Source organism: Nonomuraea endophytica, assembly GCF_014203235.1.
Taxonomy (GTDB): Bacteria; Actinomycetota; Actinomycetes; order Streptosporangiales; family Streptosporangiaceae; genus Nonomuraea; species Nonomuraea endophytica.
The window spans coordinates 58,164-75,300 of record NZ_JACHIN010000021.1 but is presented as its reverse complement, the minus strand read 5'-3'; the positions used below and the strand labels follow the sequence as shown (position 1 = coordinate 75,300).

General features: G+C 71.8%; 14 protein-coding genes. 8 read left to right on the top strand and 6 right to left on the bottom strand.

What is annotated here, in order from left to right:
- Positions 1 to 94: 94 nt before the first annotated feature.
- Genes HNR40_RS47700 through HNR40_RS47680 form a run of 5 tightly spaced genes read left to right on the top strand, consistent with a single transcriptional unit; the run spans position 95 to position 6,663 of the window.
- Entirely contained in the window at positions 95 to 1,168 is a 1,074-nt protein-coding gene (locus HNR40_RS47700) for a glycoside hydrolase family 172 protein (RefSeq protein WP_184973851.1), read from the top strand.
- Positions 1,169 to 1,182: 14 nt separating this feature from the next.
- Positions 1,183 to 2,493, top strand: coding sequence for an ABC transporter substrate-binding protein (locus HNR40_RS47695; protein ID WP_184973849.1), 1,311 nt, complete (start codon positions 1,183 to 1,185; stop codon positions 2,491 to 2,493).
- Positions 2,490 to 3,374 carry a carbohydrate ABC transporter permease gene (locus tag HNR40_RS47690; RefSeq protein WP_221341702.1) on the top strand — a complete coding sequence of 295 codons (885 nt, stop codon included), beginning with the start codon at positions 2,490 to 2,492 and terminating at the stop codon, positions 3,372 to 3,374. The genes HNR40_RS47695 and HNR40_RS47690 overlap by 4 nt, the downstream gene beginning before the upstream one ends.
- Positions 3,371 to 4,180, top strand: a complete 810-nt coding sequence (locus HNR40_RS47685) for a carbohydrate ABC transporter permease (RefSeq protein ID WP_184973847.1) — start codon at positions 3,371 to 3,373, stop codon at positions 4,178 to 4,180. The genes HNR40_RS47690 and HNR40_RS47685 overlap by 4 nt, the downstream gene beginning before the upstream one ends.
- On the top strand, positions 4,177 to 6,663 hold the full coding sequence (locus HNR40_RS47680; protein ID WP_221341701.1) for a GH116 family glycosyl-hydrolase: 2,487 nt from the start codon (positions 4,177 to 4,179) through the stop codon (positions 6,661 to 6,663). Before HNR40_RS47685 ends, HNR40_RS47680 begins: the two co-directional genes overlap by 4 nt.
- Here the strand turns inward: HNR40_RS47680 and HNR40_RS47675 are convergent.
- The gene (locus HNR40_RS47675; protein WP_184973846.1) at positions 6,583 to 7,356 is read right to left on the bottom strand and encodes an enoyl-CoA hydratase-related protein; all 774 of its coding nucleotides are present in this window, start codon (positions 7,354 to 7,356) and stop codon (positions 6,583 to 6,585) included. The genes HNR40_RS47680 and HNR40_RS47675 overlap by 81 nt on opposite strands.
- A gap of 89 nt (positions 7,357 to 7,445) precedes the next feature.
- Between HNR40_RS47675 and HNR40_RS47670 the strand changes: the two genes are divergently transcribed.
- A complete protein-coding gene (locus HNR40_RS47670) occupies positions 7,446 to 8,780 on the top strand; it encodes an aminotransferase-like domain-containing protein (protein ID WP_184973844.1) in 1,335 nt (444 codons plus the stop codon).
- 4 nt (positions 8,781 to 8,784) lie between these two features.
- Here HNR40_RS47670 and HNR40_RS47665 read toward each other — a convergent pair whose 3' ends face one another.
- Complete coding sequence (locus HNR40_RS47665; protein ID WP_221341700.1) at positions 8,785 to 9,828, bottom strand: sialidase family protein; 1,044 nt, start codon at positions 9,826 to 9,828, stop codon at positions 8,785 to 8,787.
- A 161-nt stretch (positions 9,829 to 9,989) separates the two neighbouring features.
- Here HNR40_RS47665 and HNR40_RS47660 point away from each other — a divergent pair, with 161 nt between their 5' ends.
- Both HNR40_RS47660 and HNR40_RS47655 read left to right on the top strand, forming a co-directional pair.
- The gene (locus tag HNR40_RS47660; RefSeq protein ID WP_184973841.1) at positions 9,990 to 12,386 is read left to right on the top strand and encodes an alpha/beta hydrolase family protein; all 2,397 of its coding nucleotides are present in this window, start codon (positions 9,990 to 9,992) and stop codon (positions 12,384 to 12,386) included.
- Positions 12,387 to 12,504: 118 nt separating this feature from the next.
- Complete coding sequence (locus HNR40_RS47655) at positions 12,505 to 13,722, top strand: serine hydrolase domain-containing protein (protein ID WP_184973839.1); 1,218 nt, start codon at positions 12,505 to 12,507, stop codon at positions 13,720 to 13,722.
- Between the two features lie 14 nt (positions 13,723 to 13,736).
- Here HNR40_RS47655 and pcaDC read toward each other — a convergent pair whose 3' ends face one another.
- Genes pcaDC through pcaH form a run of 4 tightly spaced genes read right to left on the bottom strand, consistent with a single transcriptional unit; the run spans position 13,737 to position 17,137 of the window.
- A complete protein-coding gene (gene pcaDC, locus HNR40_RS47650; protein ID WP_184973838.1) occupies positions 13,737 to 14,816 on the bottom strand; it encodes a bifunctional 3-oxoadipate enol-lactonase/4-carboxymuconolactone decarboxylase PcaDC in 1,080 nt (359 codons plus the stop codon).
- Positions 14,813 to 15,898: a lyase family protein gene (locus tag HNR40_RS47645; RefSeq protein ID WP_281395851.1), complete on the bottom strand. Its 1,086-nt coding sequence runs from the start codon at positions 15,896 to 15,898 to the stop codon at positions 14,813 to 14,815. Before HNR40_RS47645 ends, pcaDC begins: the two co-directional genes overlap by 4 nt.
- Complete coding sequence (locus tag HNR40_RS47640) at positions 15,885 to 16,409, bottom strand: dioxygenase family protein (protein WP_184973836.1); 525 nt, start codon at positions 16,407 to 16,409, stop codon at positions 15,885 to 15,887. The genes HNR40_RS47645 and HNR40_RS47640 overlap by 14 nt, the downstream gene beginning before the upstream one ends.
- Positions 16,406 to 17,137 (bottom strand): protocatechuate 3,4-dioxygenase subunit beta, encoded by a 732-nt coding sequence (gene pcaH / locus HNR40_RS47635; protein WP_184973834.1) that lies wholly within the window; start codon positions 17,135 to 17,137, stop codon positions 16,406 to 16,408. The genes HNR40_RS47640 and pcaH overlap by 4 nt, the downstream gene beginning before the upstream one ends.

Below are 17,137 nucleotides of genomic sequence, written 5' to 3'. Positions count from 1 at the left end.
CAAGCCCGCAATCAGCCCGGCCAAGCAGCGGAGCGCCCCTTGACGCGCCCCGCCAGTCGAGGTACGACGTCAGCAATCGATTTCTCAAGGAGAGATGACCGTGACCTACGGCCAGCACGGCAGCAGCCTCCGCGATCTGCCGAGGTTACGCGCGCACCGCCGCCGCCGGGCGTCGAGCTGGGACCGCACCGGCGGCAACGACGACAGGATCACGATCGAGCCCGGCCAGACCGCGACGCTGGCCGACCTGCGCGGGGCCGGCTCGGTCAACCACATCTGGATGACCGTCGCCCCCCGCGACCCCGCCACCCCCGAGACCGCCGACCGCGACTTCCTGCGCAAGCTCGTGCTGAAGATCTACTGGGACGGCTCCGCGCACCCCAGCGTGTTCGTGCCGCTCGGCGACTTCTTCGGCATGGGCCACGCGCGCACCGCCGACTTCGTCTCCGCCCCGCTCCAGATGAGCCCGCAGGACGGCAAGGCGTTCAACTGCTGGTTCCACATGCCCTTCGCCGACGGCGCCAGGTTCGAGCTGGTCAGCGAGTGCGAGTCGGAGGTGCTGTGGTTCTACTACTACATCGACTACGACGAGTTCGACGAGCTGGGTGACGGGCTGGGGCGATTCCACGCCCAGTGGCGGCGCGAGTGCCCGGCCGACGGCCTGGAGCAGGGCGAACTGTCCAACTCCTCGTGGCTGTTCGACGGCGTCAACGCCGACGGCGCGGGCAACTACGTCATCCTCGACGCCGAGGGCCGCGGCCACTACGTCGGCTGCGTGCTCAACGTGACGAACCTTCGCCAGACGGCCGACTGGAACTGGTACGGCGAGGGCGACGACATGATCTTCATCGACGGCGAGGCCTTCCCGCCGAGCCTGCACGGCACCGGCACCGAGGACTACTTCAACACCGCGTGGTGCCCCAGCCGGCCGTACCACGCGCCCTATCACGGGATCACGCTCCCGGGCGGCGAGAACTGGAGCGGCCAGATCTCCCTGTACCGCTTCCACATCGAGGACCCCGTGCCCTTCACCACCTCGATCCGCGTGACGATCGAGCACGGGCACGCCAACCGGCGCAGCGACGACCTGTCCTCGATCGCGTACTGGTACCAGGAGCTGCCGCACCGGCCGTTCACCCTGCCGCCCGTGAGCGCCCGGCTGGTCTGAGAACAGGAGGAGACGTGCGAGTCATCCGGCTGACCGCCTGCTTGACGGGCGCGGCGGTGCTGGCGCTCGGCTGCGGACCCGGCGCGGACGAACAGCCCGGCGGCAGGACCGAGATCACGCTGTGGCAGCAGAAGTTCACCGATCAAGAGGACGCCTGGTACAAGAAGGCCGTCGCGGCCTACAACAAGGCGCAGAACAAGGTCGTGCTCAAGCACCAGATCGTCCCGGCCGACGCCTGGGACCAGAAGATGAAGGCGGCCCAGGCCGCGGGCAAGGCACCCGACCTCTACACGCTCAACTACAACAAGGCGCCCGGTTTCGCCCGCACCGGCCAGATCCAGGCGCTCGACCCGCTCATCCCGGCCGCCAAATGGACCGGATTGCAGGAGCCCGTGCTGCGCTCGGTGGAGTACAAAGGCCGCAAGTACGCCTACCCGATGCTGGTCGAGCCGTCGGCCGTCCTGTTCTACCGCAAGGACCTGTTCGCCAAGGCCGGGCTCGATCCCAACCGGCCGCCCGCCACCTGGGCCGAGCTCATCTCCTACGGCAAGCGGCTCACGACCAGGGACGTCTCGGGCGTGGTGACCGCCGGCAACGCCATCGACATGGCGTGGTCCACCTGGGGCATGCAGTGGAACGCCGCCTCCCACCTGCCCATCAGCGACGACTGGGCGGCGCCGCGGGCGAGCGACCCGGCGTACCGGCAGCTTCTGCAGGTCTACCAGACCCTCTACCAGCAGGGCATCATGCCCAAGCAGCCGCTCGCGCCCTACGCCGACGCCAACCCGATCGGCCAGGGCAAGGCGGCCATGATGGTCTGCGGCTCGTGGGCCGCGAGCGTCCTGTTGTCCGATTATCCGCAGCTCGTCCCGAACATCGCCGCCGCCGCGCTGCCGTCCTTCGACGGCGACAGCGCCAAGCCGACCGCGACCCTCGGCGGCTGGACGCTCGTCGTGGACGCCAAGTCGAAGCACGCCCAGCCCGCCGCCGACGCGATCAGCTGGCTGCTGGCCGGAGACACCAAACTGCTGGTCGACTACTTCAAGACCACGAAGTTCTCCAAGTACTCGCCGCGCGCGGCCGTGGCCGACGCGGTCAAGAACGACCCGGCCGCCGCCGAGAACCCCTGGGCCAAGATCATCGAGGACCAGGTCGTCGCCCGCGCCAAGCCGGAGCCGACCTACGACTGGGCCATCAGCCTCGCCTTCGGAAAGGCCATCGAGAAGGCGCTGCAAGGCAAGGACATCGACGCCGCGCTGAAGGCGGCCGACGCCGAGATCAAGGAGTTCATCGCGAAGAACGACCTCGCGGGCCAGGGCTCTTGACGAGGCGCAGAAGGGACACCGGGACGGCGCTGCTCATGCTGGCGCCGCTCCTGGCCCTGCTGGGCGTCTTCGTCGTCTGGCCGCTGGTCCACGCCGCGTACATCAGCTTCTACACCTGGAGCTTCTACGAGTCGCCCGTCTTCGTCGGCCTCGGCAACTACCTGGACGTGCTGACCGACCACGAGTTCGTCGGCGCGGTGCTGCGCGGGCTGGCGTTCTCGGCCATGGTGGTGCCGGCCCAGGTGGCCGTGGCCTTCGTCTTCGCCGTCCTGGTCAAGTCGCTCAGCCGGCGGATGGCCGCGTTCATGAAGGTGACGATCTACATCCCCGCGGTGATCTCCGAGGTGATCGCCGCGATCGTGTTCTCGCTCATCTACACCCACCGCGGCGGCCTGCTCAACTGGTTCCTCGCCCTGCTGGGCAAACAGGAGGACACGGCCTGGCTCGGCGAGAGCGGCACCGCGCTCGCCGCGGTCGCGGTGCCGGCGGTCTGGCTCGGGGTGGGCGTCGCCTCCCTGATCATGCTGGCCGGGCTGCTCGACATCCCCGAGACCTACTACGAGTGCGCCTCGCTGGACGGCGCCGGCCCGTGGACCAAGATGTTCCGGATCACGCTGCCGCTGATGAAGAACATCATCCTGTTCCTGCTGGTCACCGGGTTCGCGGCGTCGCTGCAGTTTCTCGTGCTGCCGCTGGTCATGACGCAGGGCGGCCCGGTCGACTCCACGACGCTGCCCAACCTGTTCATCTTCCGCCACTTCACCAACGACCTCTACATCGGCTACTCGATCGCCGCCGCCCTGCTGCTCTTCGCCGTGCTGGGCGCGGTCTCGGCGGTCATCTTCCGTCTCGTGCGATCGGAGAAGGCGATGGACGGATGATCGGCCGCGTCATCAGGTACGGCACCGCCGCCCTGTTCACCGTGGCGGCGCTGTTCCCGCTGGCCTGGATGGCGGTGGCCGGGTTCAAGGCCAAGACCGAGGTCGTGGCGACGCCGTTCCAGTTCTTCCCCGAGATGTGGCGCTGGGAGAACTACGCCCTGCTGCTCGGCGACGCGGCGTTCCTGCGCTCGCTGGCGGTCACGTTCACCGGCGCTGTCCTGTTCGCGATGCTCAGCCTGGCCGTCAACGCGCTCGGCGCCTACGCCTTCGCCCGGCTGGACTTCGCGCTCAAACGCACGCTGTGGTTCGTCGTGATCACCACGATGTTCGTCCCGGGCATCGCGATCATGCTGACCTCGTTCGTCGTCGTCACCCAGCTCGGCATGCTGGACTCGCTGGCCGTCCTGGTGATCCCCGGCGCCGCCTCCGGCCTGCAGGTCTTCTTTCTGCGCCAGTACTACCTCGGGCTGCCGGTCGCGCTGGAGGAGGCCGCCCAGCTCGACGGCGCCGGACCGTGGCGCGTCTTCCTGCACATCTTCGTCCCGCTGTCCAAGGGAGCCTTCGTGGTCGTGGGGGTGACGTCGTTCCTGGCGTTCTGGAACGCCTACATCTGGCCGGTGCTGACGATCACCGACCCCGAGCTGTTCCAGGTGCAGCAGTATCTGGCCACCTTCCGCTCCGACCGGAGCTCCGAGATGGGCCTGCTCATGGCGGGCTCGACGCTGGCCGCGCTGCCGGTCATCGTCCTGTTCCTGTGCTTCCAGCGGCACATCATCGCCGGCATCCGCATCTCGGGGCTGAAGTGAGGGCCCGGCCCATCCCGCACGAGCGGGGGCGGCACGTGGCCATGCCGCTGGGCGGGATCGGCACCGGCAACCTCGCGATCTGCGCCGACGGGGGGCTGCGCCAGTGGCAGCTCCAGAACTCGGGCAACCATCTCGGCGGCCTGCCGTACACCTTCTTCGCGTTGCGGGTGAGCACGTGGGAGCCGCCGACCAACAGGACCGTCATCCTGCAGGCGCCGCCCCCCGAGCCGGGGGCGGAGGGAACGCCGCTGGTCAACGACGACCACGTGCCCGCGTGGCAGCGGGAAATGCTGGCGCGGCATCCGGGGGTGCCGGGGACGACCTTTCGCGGGCTGTATCCGTTCGCCCGGATCGAGTACCACGGGCTGCCGGTGCGGGCGGAGCTGGAGGCGTTCAACCCGCTGATCCCGCTCGACGTGGAGCGCAGTTCGCTGCCGGTGGCGATGTTCACTTTCACGCTGGCCAACGACGGGGCCGTGCCGGCGCAGGTGTGGCTGGCGGCGGCCGTACAGAATCCGGTGGGGCACGACGGGACCACCGCGGTCGAGGGCGTGCGCGCGGCCGGCTACGGTGGCAACACCAACCGCGTGCGCCGCCACGGCGGGTGGAGCGCGCTGGTGATGGACAACACGCGCGTGGATCCTTCCGCGCCGGGCGCGGGGCAGGCGGTGCTGTCGGCCGACTCGCCGCACGCGTCCTTCCTGCCGCAGTGGGCGCATCCGGAGGAGTTTCTGTCGTTTCTTGCCGGACGCGCCGTCTACGGCGATGCCGATCGGGTACGGCACGCGTCCTGGTCGCCCGACCCCCAGATCGGCCGCACCTGGTCAGGTCCCTCGCCCGAGGGTCACACCTGGAACGGCGGCCTGGTGGCGCCGGTCATGCTGGAACCCGGCGCGAGCGCCCAGATCCGTCTTTGTCTTGCCTGGCACTTCCCCAATAGATACGCGGACTTCATCCAGTTCGGCCCGCCGAACCCCGCCTGGGGCCCGACCCGCTTCTGGCTCGGCAACGCCTACGCCATCCGCTTCCCCGACGCCCTCGACGTGGCCGCCCACACCCAGGAAAACTGGACCGCCCTGCGCGACGACTCGCTGCGCTGGACCGACACCTTCGCCGATCTGCCCGTGGAGACCGCCGAACACCTCGCCGCGCAGGCCGCGATCCTGCGCAGCCCCTCCTGCTTCCAGGCCGCCGACGGCACCTTCTACGGATTCGAGGGCGTGCTCGGCGCCTCCACCTCGATGTGGTCAGGTGACGTCGGCGGCTCGTGCCCGCTCAACTGCACCCACGTGTGGAACTACGCCCAGGCCGTCGCCAAGCTCTTCCCCACGCTGGAGCGCGACATGCGGGCCACCGAGTTCGGCATCACACAGGCGCCGCAGGGCTACCTCCCGCACCGCGTCCTCGCCCCCGCCTACCTGCGCCAGCTCTGGGACGTCCCCATCGGCGGCCCTGCGGAACCCGCACTCGACGGCATGCTCGGCGCCATCCTCAAGACCTTCCGCGAGGTACGGCACGGCGACCCCGCCGACCACCGCCCCGCCCTCCGGCGGCTGCTCGGCCACATCCGCCGCACCTGGGACCCGGAGGCGACCGGCGTGCTGCGCGGCGTGCAGCCGTCCACGCACGACATCGACCTGAACGGCCTCAACCCGTACATGGGCGGACTGTGGCTGGCCGCGCTGCGTGCCGCCGCCGAGATGGGGCTCGGCGACGACCTGCCCGAACTGTTCGCCCGGGGCAGCGCCGTGTACGACGAGCGGCTCTTCGACGGCGAGTACTACATCCAGGAGCCCGAGCCCGGCACCGACTACCAGTGGGGCGTCGGCTGCCTTGCCGACCAGCTCATCGGCCAGTGGTGGGCACACCAGCTCGGCCTCGGCCACGTGCTGCCTCGGGAGCACGTGGTCTCGGCGTTGCGGGCGATCGTCCGGCACAACCTGCGTACCGGCTTCGAGGGGTTCGAGCACCCTTACCGGGTCTTCGCCGATGGTGGCGACACCGGGCTGCTCATGTGCACGTGGCCGAGGGGCGGGCGGCCCGAGGTGCCGACCCGGTACTGCGACGAGGTGTGGACCGGCAGCGAGTACCAGGTCGCCGCGCACTGCCTGTGGGAGGGACTGACCGAGGAGGCCGACGCCATCCTGGGCGGGCTCTGGCGCCGGTACGACGGGCGGCGGCGCAACCCGTACAACCAGATCGAATGCGGCGATCACTACGTGCGCGCCATGGCGGGATGGTCGGTGCTGGACGCGATGTCCGGCGTCACCTGGGACGCGGGCACAGGGCGGCTCACGGTGCGGGAACGGGGACCCGGCCGGTGGCCCCTGCTGCTGCCGACCGGCTGGGGCCACCTGACCCGCGACGACAGCGGCATCCACATCACCTGCCTGTACGGCGAGCTACCCACTGACGTTTCGGTCGAGGAAACGGCGGAGCCCGGTGCGGACGCCGTCGGTGGGCACGGTGGCGGCGAACGATGACGCCTCGACCGCGAGCGCCTCGTCCATCGGCAGGTTGACGCCCCGGGTGACCGCGCGCAGGCAGGCCGCGACCGCCGTCGGCGCGTGGCGGACGATCCGGGCGGCCAGGGCACGGGCGGCGGAGAGGAGCTCGCCGGCCGGGACCACCGCGTTGACGAGGCCGAGCTCGGCGGCGCGGGCGGCCGGGATCGGGTCGCCGGTCAGGATCATCTCCAGGCCGCGCTTGCGGCCGACGTGGCGCGGCAGCCGCTGGGAACCGCCGAAGGGCGGCGGGAAGCCGAGGGTGATCTCGGGCTTGGCGAACGTCGCGTGCTCGGCGGCGATCGCCAGCGGGGCGGCCTCGACGATCTCGCAACCTCCGCCGTAGGCGAGGCCGTTGACGGCGACGATCACCGGCTTCGGGAACTCCTCGATGCGCCGGGTCAGGCCCTGGCCACGCCGTACGATCTCGCGGAGGGCCTGTTCGGTCCCGCCCGCGATGCTCCCCGCCAGAGCCGGGATGTCCGCACCGGCGCTGAACGCCCGGTGACCCGCGCCGGTCAGGACGACCGCGCGGGCGGAGTCGTCGGCGTCGACACGGTCGAGGGCGGCGAGCAGCGCGTCGATCGTCGGGTAGTCGAGCGCGTTGAGCTTGCGTTCCCGGTCGATGGTGATCGTGACGAGGTGGTCGTCCTGGTCGATGTGGACGGTCATGCCCGGCTCCGTTCGATCGTCGTGTACGCACGAGGCTAGGAGCCGTAAAATAGGACAATCCATTTATTGTCCTAGATACAAGGTCCGATATGCGGCCGGCGTCGTACAAGGCCATCGTCGACGAGTTCGCCGCGGCGATCCGCGCCGGCACGCTGCCCGCGGGCGCCCGGCTCCCGACACACCGCGAGCTGGCCAGGGAACGGCGCGTCGCGCTGGCCACGGCCACGCGGGTCTATGCCGAGCTCGCCGCCATGGGCCTGGTCGTGGGTGAACCTGGACGCGGGACGTACGTCCGGGTCCGATCTGGCTACGACGGGCTTGAGCCTTCGCGGGCCCTGCCGGTGCCGCGGATGGCCGACCTGTCGTTCAACCAGCCGCTGGACCCGGACCAGGCCGACCTGCTGCGCCTGGCCCTGCGGAACCTCGCGACCTCCGGCGAGATCGAGTCGCTGCTCCGCCAGGATCCGCCGGGCGGGCGGCGGCACGACCGCGCGGTGGTGGCCACCTACCTGCTCGACCGTGGGATCGACGTGGCGCCGGCCAACGTTCTGCTGGCGGGCGGGACCCAGCAGGCGCTCGACACCGTGCTGCGCGCGCTCACCCGGCCCGGTGACGTCGTGGCCGTCGACGCGCTCACCTATCCCGGCATCCGGCTGCTCGCCTCGGCACACGGTCTCGAACTCGCTCCCGTACCCGTGACCGCGACCGGCCCCGACCTCGACGCGCTCGACGAGTTGTGCCGTATCCGGCCCGTCCGTGCGATCTACACGATCCCCACCGTGCACAACCCGCTCGGCTGGGTGCTCGACCGGGAGCAGCGTGCCCGCCTCGTCGCCATCGCCCGCGCCCACGACTGCGTGATCGTCGAGGACGGCACGTACGCGTTCCTCGAACCCGCCCCGCCCCCTCCCGTGCGGGCCCTCGCCCCCGAACGCACCTGCTACCTCGCCGGTCTGTCGAAGAACGTGGCGACCGGGCTGCGGTTCGGCTTCGCCGTAGTGCCGGATCGGCACATCCGGCCGGTCACCAGGAGCCTGCGCGCGGCGGCCTGGGGCGCACCGGGACTGATCACCGCGCTCGCCACCACCTGGATCGCCGACGGTACGGTCACCCGCCTGGAAAAGCTCAGGCGACAGGACGCCGCCGCCCGGCAGGACATCGCCCGTGCCGCGCTGTCCGGCATGGACGTCACGGCACACCCGGCGTCGTACCTGGTATGGCTCGGCCTGGAGCCCCACCAGCGCCCCGACCGCGTCGCGGCCGCGCTCGCCGAGGAAGGCATCCTCGTCTCCACCGCCGACGCCTTCGCCACGGGCCCATACCGCCCGCACGCGCTCCGCCTGGCACTGGGCACCCCGCCACGAGCCGAACTCGGCCCCGCGCTGCGCCGCCTCCGGGCCACGATCGAGGCGATCCCCCCGTAACCGGTCAGATGCCCGGCAGGGTGGTGAACGTGATGCGGTCGTACGGTGACCAGTTGCCCGTCTCGTACAGCAGCCCGACCCCGGCGTCACCAAGATGCACCAGGTCGGAGTACGCGGCCGGGACCCCGGACACGTGCCGGAGGAACTGCCACGTCTGCCCCGCGTCCTCGCTGACCCGCAGCCCCATCGCGGCCCGGTCGGTCAGGTGGGACGGGCCGGAGTACAGGAGCCGGCCGCCCGGCAGCGCCAGGACGCTGGCCTGGACGTCGGCGGTGACGATCGTGGCCTGGGCGCGGTAGGAGACCTCAAGGGTCTGGCCGCCGTCGCGGCTGTAGGCGTCGGCGCGGTTGCCGGGGCCGGTGCCGCCTCGGTCGCGGCAGTTGAAGTAGAGGCGGCCGTCGGGGAGTTCGGCCAGCGTGGTCTCGTTCTCGTTGACGTAGCCGTTGGGGTTGGAGGAGGTGAAGCCGATCCGCCAGTTGGCGCCCTGGTCGTCGGAGTAGACGCAGTGGCCGCCGTAGTGCTTGGGGTCCGATCCGGTGTCACCGGCGGCGGGCGGGCGGGAGTGGCTGGCGCCGACGACGATCCGGCCGGAGGCGGTGACGATGCCGTGGCCGGGGCCGGTGGCGTACCAGCGCCAGGCCGGTTGTTTCACGGCGGCGGTGATTTCGGCCGGCGCGCTCCACGTCGCGCCGGAGTCGTCGGAGCGCTGCAGATAGACGCGGCGGGGGGCGGCGGTGCCGCGCATGATCTCGTGCTCGGTGGCCGCGCCCGCGTTGCGGCAGGTGAGCAGGAGGATACGGCCCGACGGCAGGACCACCGGGGCCGGGTTACCCGCGGTGTCGTCGCCGTGATTGGTGACGACCTGGAGCGGGCCCCAGCTCTGGCCGCCGTCGGAGGAACGTCGGCACACCACGTCGATGTTGCCGGTGTCGCTGATCGCCTGCCGTCCCTCGGCGAACGCGACCAGGGTCCCGTCCTGCGCGCGGACGATCGCGGGGATGCGGAACACCGGATAATCCGTGCCTGCGGCGAACACCACCGTTGCCATGCGTTCGATCATTCCGCAGCACCCGCCTTCGCCGCTAGGGACCAGCGGCACCCGCCCTCGCCGTCCACGATGCCCGGCCGGCTTCCGTGTCGGAGCTGTCGATGGCGCATGAGTAGGGCCTACTCATGCGTCATGCCCGGATATGCCGGACCGTGCAGGGTATGGATGGTTTCCACGACACCACCACGGCCGGGGTGACCGAACTGCGCGTGCACGGGGTCTCCGGCACCCCTCCGGCCGACATCCTCAACCACCCCCATCCCCGGCAGGTCTGCGGCGACGACGAGGCCGGGTTCTACCGGCGGTGGTGGCCCGGCGGGCAGCCGACCAGCCCGGACGCCGACCTGCCCGGGATCCGGCGCAGGGAGGCGTACGCGTGGGGCGGACTCACCTCCGGTGGCAAGACGATCGCGCTGTGGTTGTTGTTGCTGCCGTTCGCGCTGGTCAATCTGGCGTACTTCATGCTGCCGCGCCCGGCGGCCGCGTCCCGGTGGGGGGTCCTGCTGCGGAACGTGGCCGAGGCCGGGCTGCGGCTCTACGCGCTGCTGCTGACCGGGGCGCTGGTCGGGGCGGTGACCAAGTCCGCGGTGGACCTCATCGGCTGGCAGTGCGCGGCGGCCGGCCGGGGCTGCACGCTGCCCGGCGCGCCGTCGTGGGTGCAGTGGCTGAACGCGCTGTGGCCGAGGGAGATCTCGCCCCGGCTCGCGCTCACCGCGCTGGTGCCCTTCGCCGTCGTGGTGCTGCTGTGGGTGATCGGCCGGCGCACCTGGAAGCGGGACGAGGCCACGGACATGCCGTCCAACGGGGCCGAGCCCGCCGCCGCCCTGCTCGCCCAGCCCCGGCTGTGGCACGGGGAAGCGCCGGTGGGACGGCTGCGGGCGCTCCATCTCGCGTTCGCGCTCGGGTCGATCGGGTTGGTGGTGGCCCTGCCGTACACGGGGACCGGGGTGGGGCTGGCCCTGACGCTCGCCAACGCGGGCGTGCAGGTCGCCGCGGTGCTGCTGGTGCTCCTGCCCGGCGTGGCGCGGCGTGTCAACCCCCGGTCGGGCTCCGACGGGCGGGGGCTCGACGTGGTGTGCGTCGTGGTGCGGTGGGCGGGGCTGGGGGCGTTCGTGGTCACGTTTCTGGTGGCGCTGAACGGCTTGCCCAACGGGGCTCCGGCCTACCGGCTGCCGACCGGTGTGCTGGGGCAGGTGCAGTTCGCGCTGACGCTGGGGGTGGCGCTGTTGCTGCTCGCGGTGGTTCTGGGCCTGGCGCTGATGGACCGGCAGCCGGAGGCGCGGCGGCCGGTGGGCGGGATGGCGAGCTGGTTCGTGCTGATGGCGGCCACCGCCTGCGTGAACGCGCTCGGGCTCGGGGTCGTGTTCTGGACCGCCTCGTTCTTCGGGGTGCCCGACTCGATGAACACCGGGATAACCGCCGCCGGACCCGGGCGCCGCCTCTTCCTGGGTGACGAGACCTGGTGGACCGCCGCGCTGCTGCCCGTCGTGGGGGTGGGCGCGGTGGTCGTCGGCATCGTGCTGGTGGGCGTCCGGCTCAAGGTGGCCGCCGAGCTGGGGCCCAAGCTGGCGAAGCAGTACGGGGCGGAGAACCAGGCCACGGTGGCCCACATGTGGGCGCTGGCCTCGCTGACCGACAAGGCCGGGCTGGTTCTGGGGGTGCTGTCCGGGTTCGGGCTGGTGGGGTTCGCCGTGGTGACCGTCATCTACCAGCGCAACCTGCTCATCCCCGTGGGCGGGGTCGCCGGGCTCATGGCCACCCTCGGCAGCTGGGCGCTGGCCGCGTTGCTGGTCGGGCTGGTTCTGCTGGGCAGGCGGGCGTACAGCGACAACGGGCTGCGCCGTACGGTCGGCATTTTGTGGGACATCTGCACGTTCTGGCCGCGGGCCATCCACCCGCTCGCCCCGCCCTGCTACACCGAGCGGGTCATCCCCGACCTGCTCAGTCGCCTGCGCACGCTGGCCCCCGGCGACACCGACCGGGTCCTGTTGTCGGGACACAGCCAGGGCAGCGTCATCGCGGTCGCCGCGATCATGCAGCTTCCCCCGCAGATGAAGAAGCGCGTCAGCCTGCTCACGCACGGCTCTCCGCTGCGTCGCCTGTACGCGGCCTTCTTCCCCGCCTACTTCGGCCCCGACTGCCTGAAGGAGGTGGCACGGGAGGTGAAGTGGATCAACCTGTACCGCCGCAGCGACCCGATCGGCGGCCCCATCTTCCACCGCATCCCGAACGCGGCAGCCGACCCCGAGGAAACCCCCAGAAAGCAGGGATCGATCACCGGGCACGTCACGGAGTGGGCCACCGCGGAGCTGACGGAGTCGGCCACCGGGCCGCTCATGGGCTCGGTCACCCGTCCCGCGAGCGGCCATGTGGTCGATCGCCACTGCTGGGACCCGGCCCGCCCCGAGCACGGCGAACGGCTGCCCATCGCCTACTGGCACTCCGACTACTGGCTCGACCCCGCGTACCAGGAATCCGTGGCCATCCTCACCGAACGGCCCGGCGGCCCCGCGGTCACGGTCGCCCGGGTCGCGGCCCCCGACCAGGTGAGCTCGTAGCCGCGCCTATCTCTCCTCCTCGGGAAGGAGGCGGGGTTCGGCATCGGGCCGGAGGCGGGACGATCTTCGAGCTGGGATGCTCGGAGACGTCCCGCGTAACCCCGTGAAAGGGCTCATCATGCTCGCGAGGAAGCTGTTGACCGCAGTCGTGGCAGGGTCGGCGATCCTGGCCACCGCGACCGTCACCGCCACCCCGGCCGCCGCCGACCCGGGGCTCGACCGGCGGGCGTTGCGGCAGACGCTGGAGGAGGTGCCCAAGGGCGGCGTCTACGGGATCTACTCCGATGTGCGATACCAGCGCCAGGAGTGGCGGGGCGCGGCCGGTCGCGCCGACGTGACGACCGGCCGGCCGATGCGGCCGGACATGCGCCACCGCGTGGGCAGCATCACCAAGAGCTTCACGGCCACCGCCGTGCTGCGGCTGGTGGAGCGGGGCCGCATCCGCCTCGACGCGCCGGTGGAGTCGTACCTGCCCGGCCTGCTGCCCGACCCGCGCATCACCGTGCGGATGCTGCTCAACCACACCAGCCACGTCGGCGACTACGACGAGGCGCTGATCAGGGTTCCGGAGGACCTGGAGGCCATGCGGGTCCGCCAGTACTCCAAGCAGGAGCTGGTCACGCTCGGACTCGGCGTGGGCAAGACGGGTGAACCCGGACAGGTGCCGGGCGTGTACTCCAACACGAACTACATCGTCCTCGGGCTGCTCATCACCAAGGTCACCGGCGAGGAGGCCGAGGACCACATCACCCGGTCCGTGATCCGAGCGGCGGGGCTGAGGGACACGACCTTCCCGCGCACGCCGTACCTGCCGCGCCCGCACGCCAGGGCCTACACGTCCGTGTTCGGCTACTTCGACCCGCCGCGTGACTACACGGTGTTCAACATGTCGTGGGGCTCGACCGCCGGAGCGATCGTGTCCACGATGTCCGACCTCAATCGCTTCTACCGGGCGCTGCTCGGCGGCAAGCTGGTCAGTCAGGCCTCGCTGGCGCAGATGAAGCAGACCGTCCCGATCCTGCCGGGTGAGGGCGCTCCGGCGACGGTCGATTACGGCCTGGGCCTCGTCTCGCTGAACCTGCCCTGCGGCGGCAAGGTCTGGGGCCACGACGGCGGCGTGATCGGCATGGCGACCAACTCCCTCACCACCGAGGACCTGCGGCGCCAGGTCTCGACCGGCGTCAACCTCACCTGGCACCCGGCCGCCGAGCCGGGCGAGATCGCCCACTCGCGGCACCTGCTCACCGCGCTGTGCGGCACCGACCAGTCCGCCGCCAAGTCGGCCACGTTCACGCTGCCGAACCTGGACACGCCGCCGCTTCCGTCACGTTCCTGACGCCGCCGCTTCCGTCAGGCTCCTGACGGAGGCTCTTCCAGCACGCGCTGGACCACGGCGAAGGCCGCGTTGGCCGCCGGGACGCCGCAGTAGACCGCGCTCTGCAACAGCACCTCGCCGATTTCGTCGGGGGACAGGCCGTTGCGGAGCGCGGCGCGGGCGTGCATGGCCAGCTCCTCCAGGTGCCCTCCGGCGACCAGCGCGGTCAGCGTGACGCAGCTGCGGGTACGGCGGTCGAGCCCGGGGCGGGTCCAGATCTCGCCCCAGGCGTAGCGGGTGATGAAGTCCTGGAAGTCGCGGGTGAAGGCGGTGGTGCGGGCGACGGCCCGGTCCACGTGCGCGTCGCCCAGGACCTCGCGCCGTACCCGCATGCCGTCGGCCGGAGGCAGATGGGCCAGCAGGGCGGCGGTGACCTGCGCGGGCCGGTCCACGGTGGCCAGGTGCGCGGCTCCGGAGATCTCCACCAGGCTCGCCTCCGGGATGCCGTCGGCCAGCAGCCGGGCGTGCGCGGGCGGCGTGGCCGGATCCTCGCGCCCGGCCACGATCAGCGTGGGCGCCGCGATCGCGCCGAGCGACCCCCTCAGGTCGTACGCGGCCAGCGCCTCGCAGCACGCGGCGTACGTCTCGGGATCGAACCCGGCCAGGTCGTCCAGCAGTTCCTTGGCCGGCGAGGTGCCCGCACCGGCGGCGAACCAGCGCCGGCCCGAGGCGTCGAGCAGCGGAGCCGTTCCCTGCTCACGCACCAGCCGGGCCCGCTCGTGCCAGCCTTCCGGCTCGCCGAACCGCGCCGACGAGCAGATCATCGCCAGCGAACGCACCCGATCGGGACGCGTCAGCGCGAGCTGCGCGCCGATCGCCCCGCCGAGCGAGACGCCCGCGTAGTGGAACGCGCCGATCCCCAGCGTGTCGGCCAGTCCGATCACCGCCTCGGCCAGCTTGCCGACGGAGTCGAGGGCGGGCAGCTCGTAGCGGATCACCCGGAAGCGCCGGGCGAGCTCGGGCACCTGGGGTTCCCACAGCCGCGCGGTCGTGCCCACCGACGGGCCGAGCAGGAGCGGCTCACCGTCCGCCGGGCCGTCGATCCGGTGCCTCATGGCGTGTCCTCCAGCGCTCGGGTGACCAGGTCGGCTGCGGCGCCGGTGGATCCGGGGACGGCCAGGTTGGCGCGCATCCGGTCCGGATGCACGCGCAGGCCGGACACCAGCTCGGCGGCGTCGCGGGCGGCCCCGGCCGCCAGGCGCAGCGCCTCGCGCAGCGGTTGCCACTCCGCGTGCCAGGCGCCCGGTGGCCGTTCGTCTTCCGCGGCGAGCGAGCCGTACAGGATGGAGGTCAGTGCGGGGACCTGGCGTGCGGCGGCGGCGATCATGACGGCGCGGACGGGGTTGTGCTTGTGCGGCATCGACGACGAGCTGCCGCCGACGCCCTCCGACAGCTCGCCGATCTCGCCCCGCGAGAGGACCAGCACGTCGGCGGCGAGCTTGCCGAGCGCCCCGCAGGTGAACGCCAGCGCGCCCGCCAGGTCGGCGACCGGGGCGCGCAGGACGTGCCAGGGCAGGAGCGGCACGGCCAGCCCGACCTCGCGGGCGAACGCGGCGGTCAGCGCCGGATCGAGCGTCCCGGCGGGCCCGCCGAGCTGCGCGGGCAGTTCGAGCACTGCCAGGCGGCGGCGCGCGTCGATCGCGAGCTTGCGCCATCCGGCCGCCTTGAGCCCGAACGTCGTGGGCACGGCCTGCTGGGTGAGCGTGCGCGCGGCCATCGGGGTGTCGCGGTGGTCGCGGGCCAGCCGGATCAGCCCGCCGATCACGATGTCGAGGTCGGCGAGCAGCGGGCCGAGCGTGCGCCGGGTGATCAGCATGAGCGCGGTGTCGAGAATGTCCTGGCTGGTGGCGCCCGCGTGCACCCACCGCGCGTGCTCACCGACCGCCGCCCGCAGCCGCTCGACGAGCGGGATCACCGGATTGCCACCGGCCCGCGCCAGCTCAACCAACGCAGCCAGGTCGGACAGCTCAGCCATCGCCGCGCACGCCCGCTCGATCGCCGCGACCGCCTCCGCCGGGGCCTGGATCCTGGCCAGCGCCAGCTCCGCCTCCAGCATCGCCCGCAGCACCGCCTGGTCGCCGGTGGCCTCGCCCGCCCCCCGCATGGGCGACAACAACCCCAGATCAGCCGAACTCAAGGAAGACCGTCTCCTTCTCGCCCTGCAACCACAGGTCCCACCGATACACACCCGCACTCTCCGGTACGGCCAGCAGCGTCCCACCCCGCTCGATCGAGTCGGTGAACGGGCCGGGCCGCAGGTAGATCCGGGTGAACAGGTGATGCAGCAGCCCGCGCGCGAACACGCACACGCTGATGTACCCGTTGCCCGGCGCCACCGTCCGCAGCAGCCAGTGTCCGTCGGCGTCGGTGGAAACCCGGCCGAACCCGGTGAAGTCCGCGCCGTGCCGGCCGATGACCGCCCCGGTGACCGGGTCGCGGCGCAGGCTGCCCGGCGCGCCGCGCAGCGAACCGTCCGCGCCGGCCTGCCAGAACTCCAGCAGCGCGTCGGGCACCGGCGCGCCCGCGCCGTCGAACACCTGGCCGTGCACGGTGATCCCGCCGGTCGCCAGGTCGCCGCCGCCGGGGAAGGGCAGGGCGTAGCCGTAGAAGGGGCCGACGGTCTGGGAGGGGGTGGGCGGGAACGTCATGACTCCGTCCAGGTGGCGGCGGGCCCGTCGAGCACGATGTCCCAGCGGTAGCCGAGCGACCACTCCGGCTGCGACAGCGTGTGGTCGTAGGCGGCGATCAGCCGTTCCCTGGCGGCGGCGTCGGTCACCGAGCGCAGGACCGGGTCGTAGGGGAAGAGCGGGTCGCCGGGGAAGTACATCTGCGTGACCAGGCGCTGGGTGAAGGCGCTGCCGAAGACGGAGAAGTGGATGTGCGCCGGCCGCCAGGCGTTGTGGTGGTTGCGCCAGGGGTAGGCGCCGGGCTTGATCGTGGTGAACCGGTAGGAGCCGTCCTCGCCGGTCAGGCAGCGGCCGACGCCGGAGAAGTTGGGGTCGTGCGGGGCCGGGTGGTCGTCGATCTGGTGCGGGTAGCGGCCGGAGGCGTTGGCCTGCCAGATCTCCACGAGTTGCCCTCGGATCGGGCGGCCCCGCCGGTCGGTGATCCGGCCCTCGACGGTGATGCGCTCGCCCAGCGGCTCGCCCGCGTGCTGCCTGGTCAGGTCGGCGTCCAGGGCGGTCACGTCGGTGACGCCGAAGACGGGTCCGCGCAGCTCGGCGGCGTCCGGGTCCTTGACCGCCACCAGGGCTTGCTTGGGGTGGCGCAGCACGCTGCTGCGGTAGGGGGCGTAGTCGCGCCTCGGGTGGCCGGAGGGCTCGGGCGGCTCCGGCCACTCGGCGATCTCGCGGTCGATGTCGTCCTGCGTCAGCAT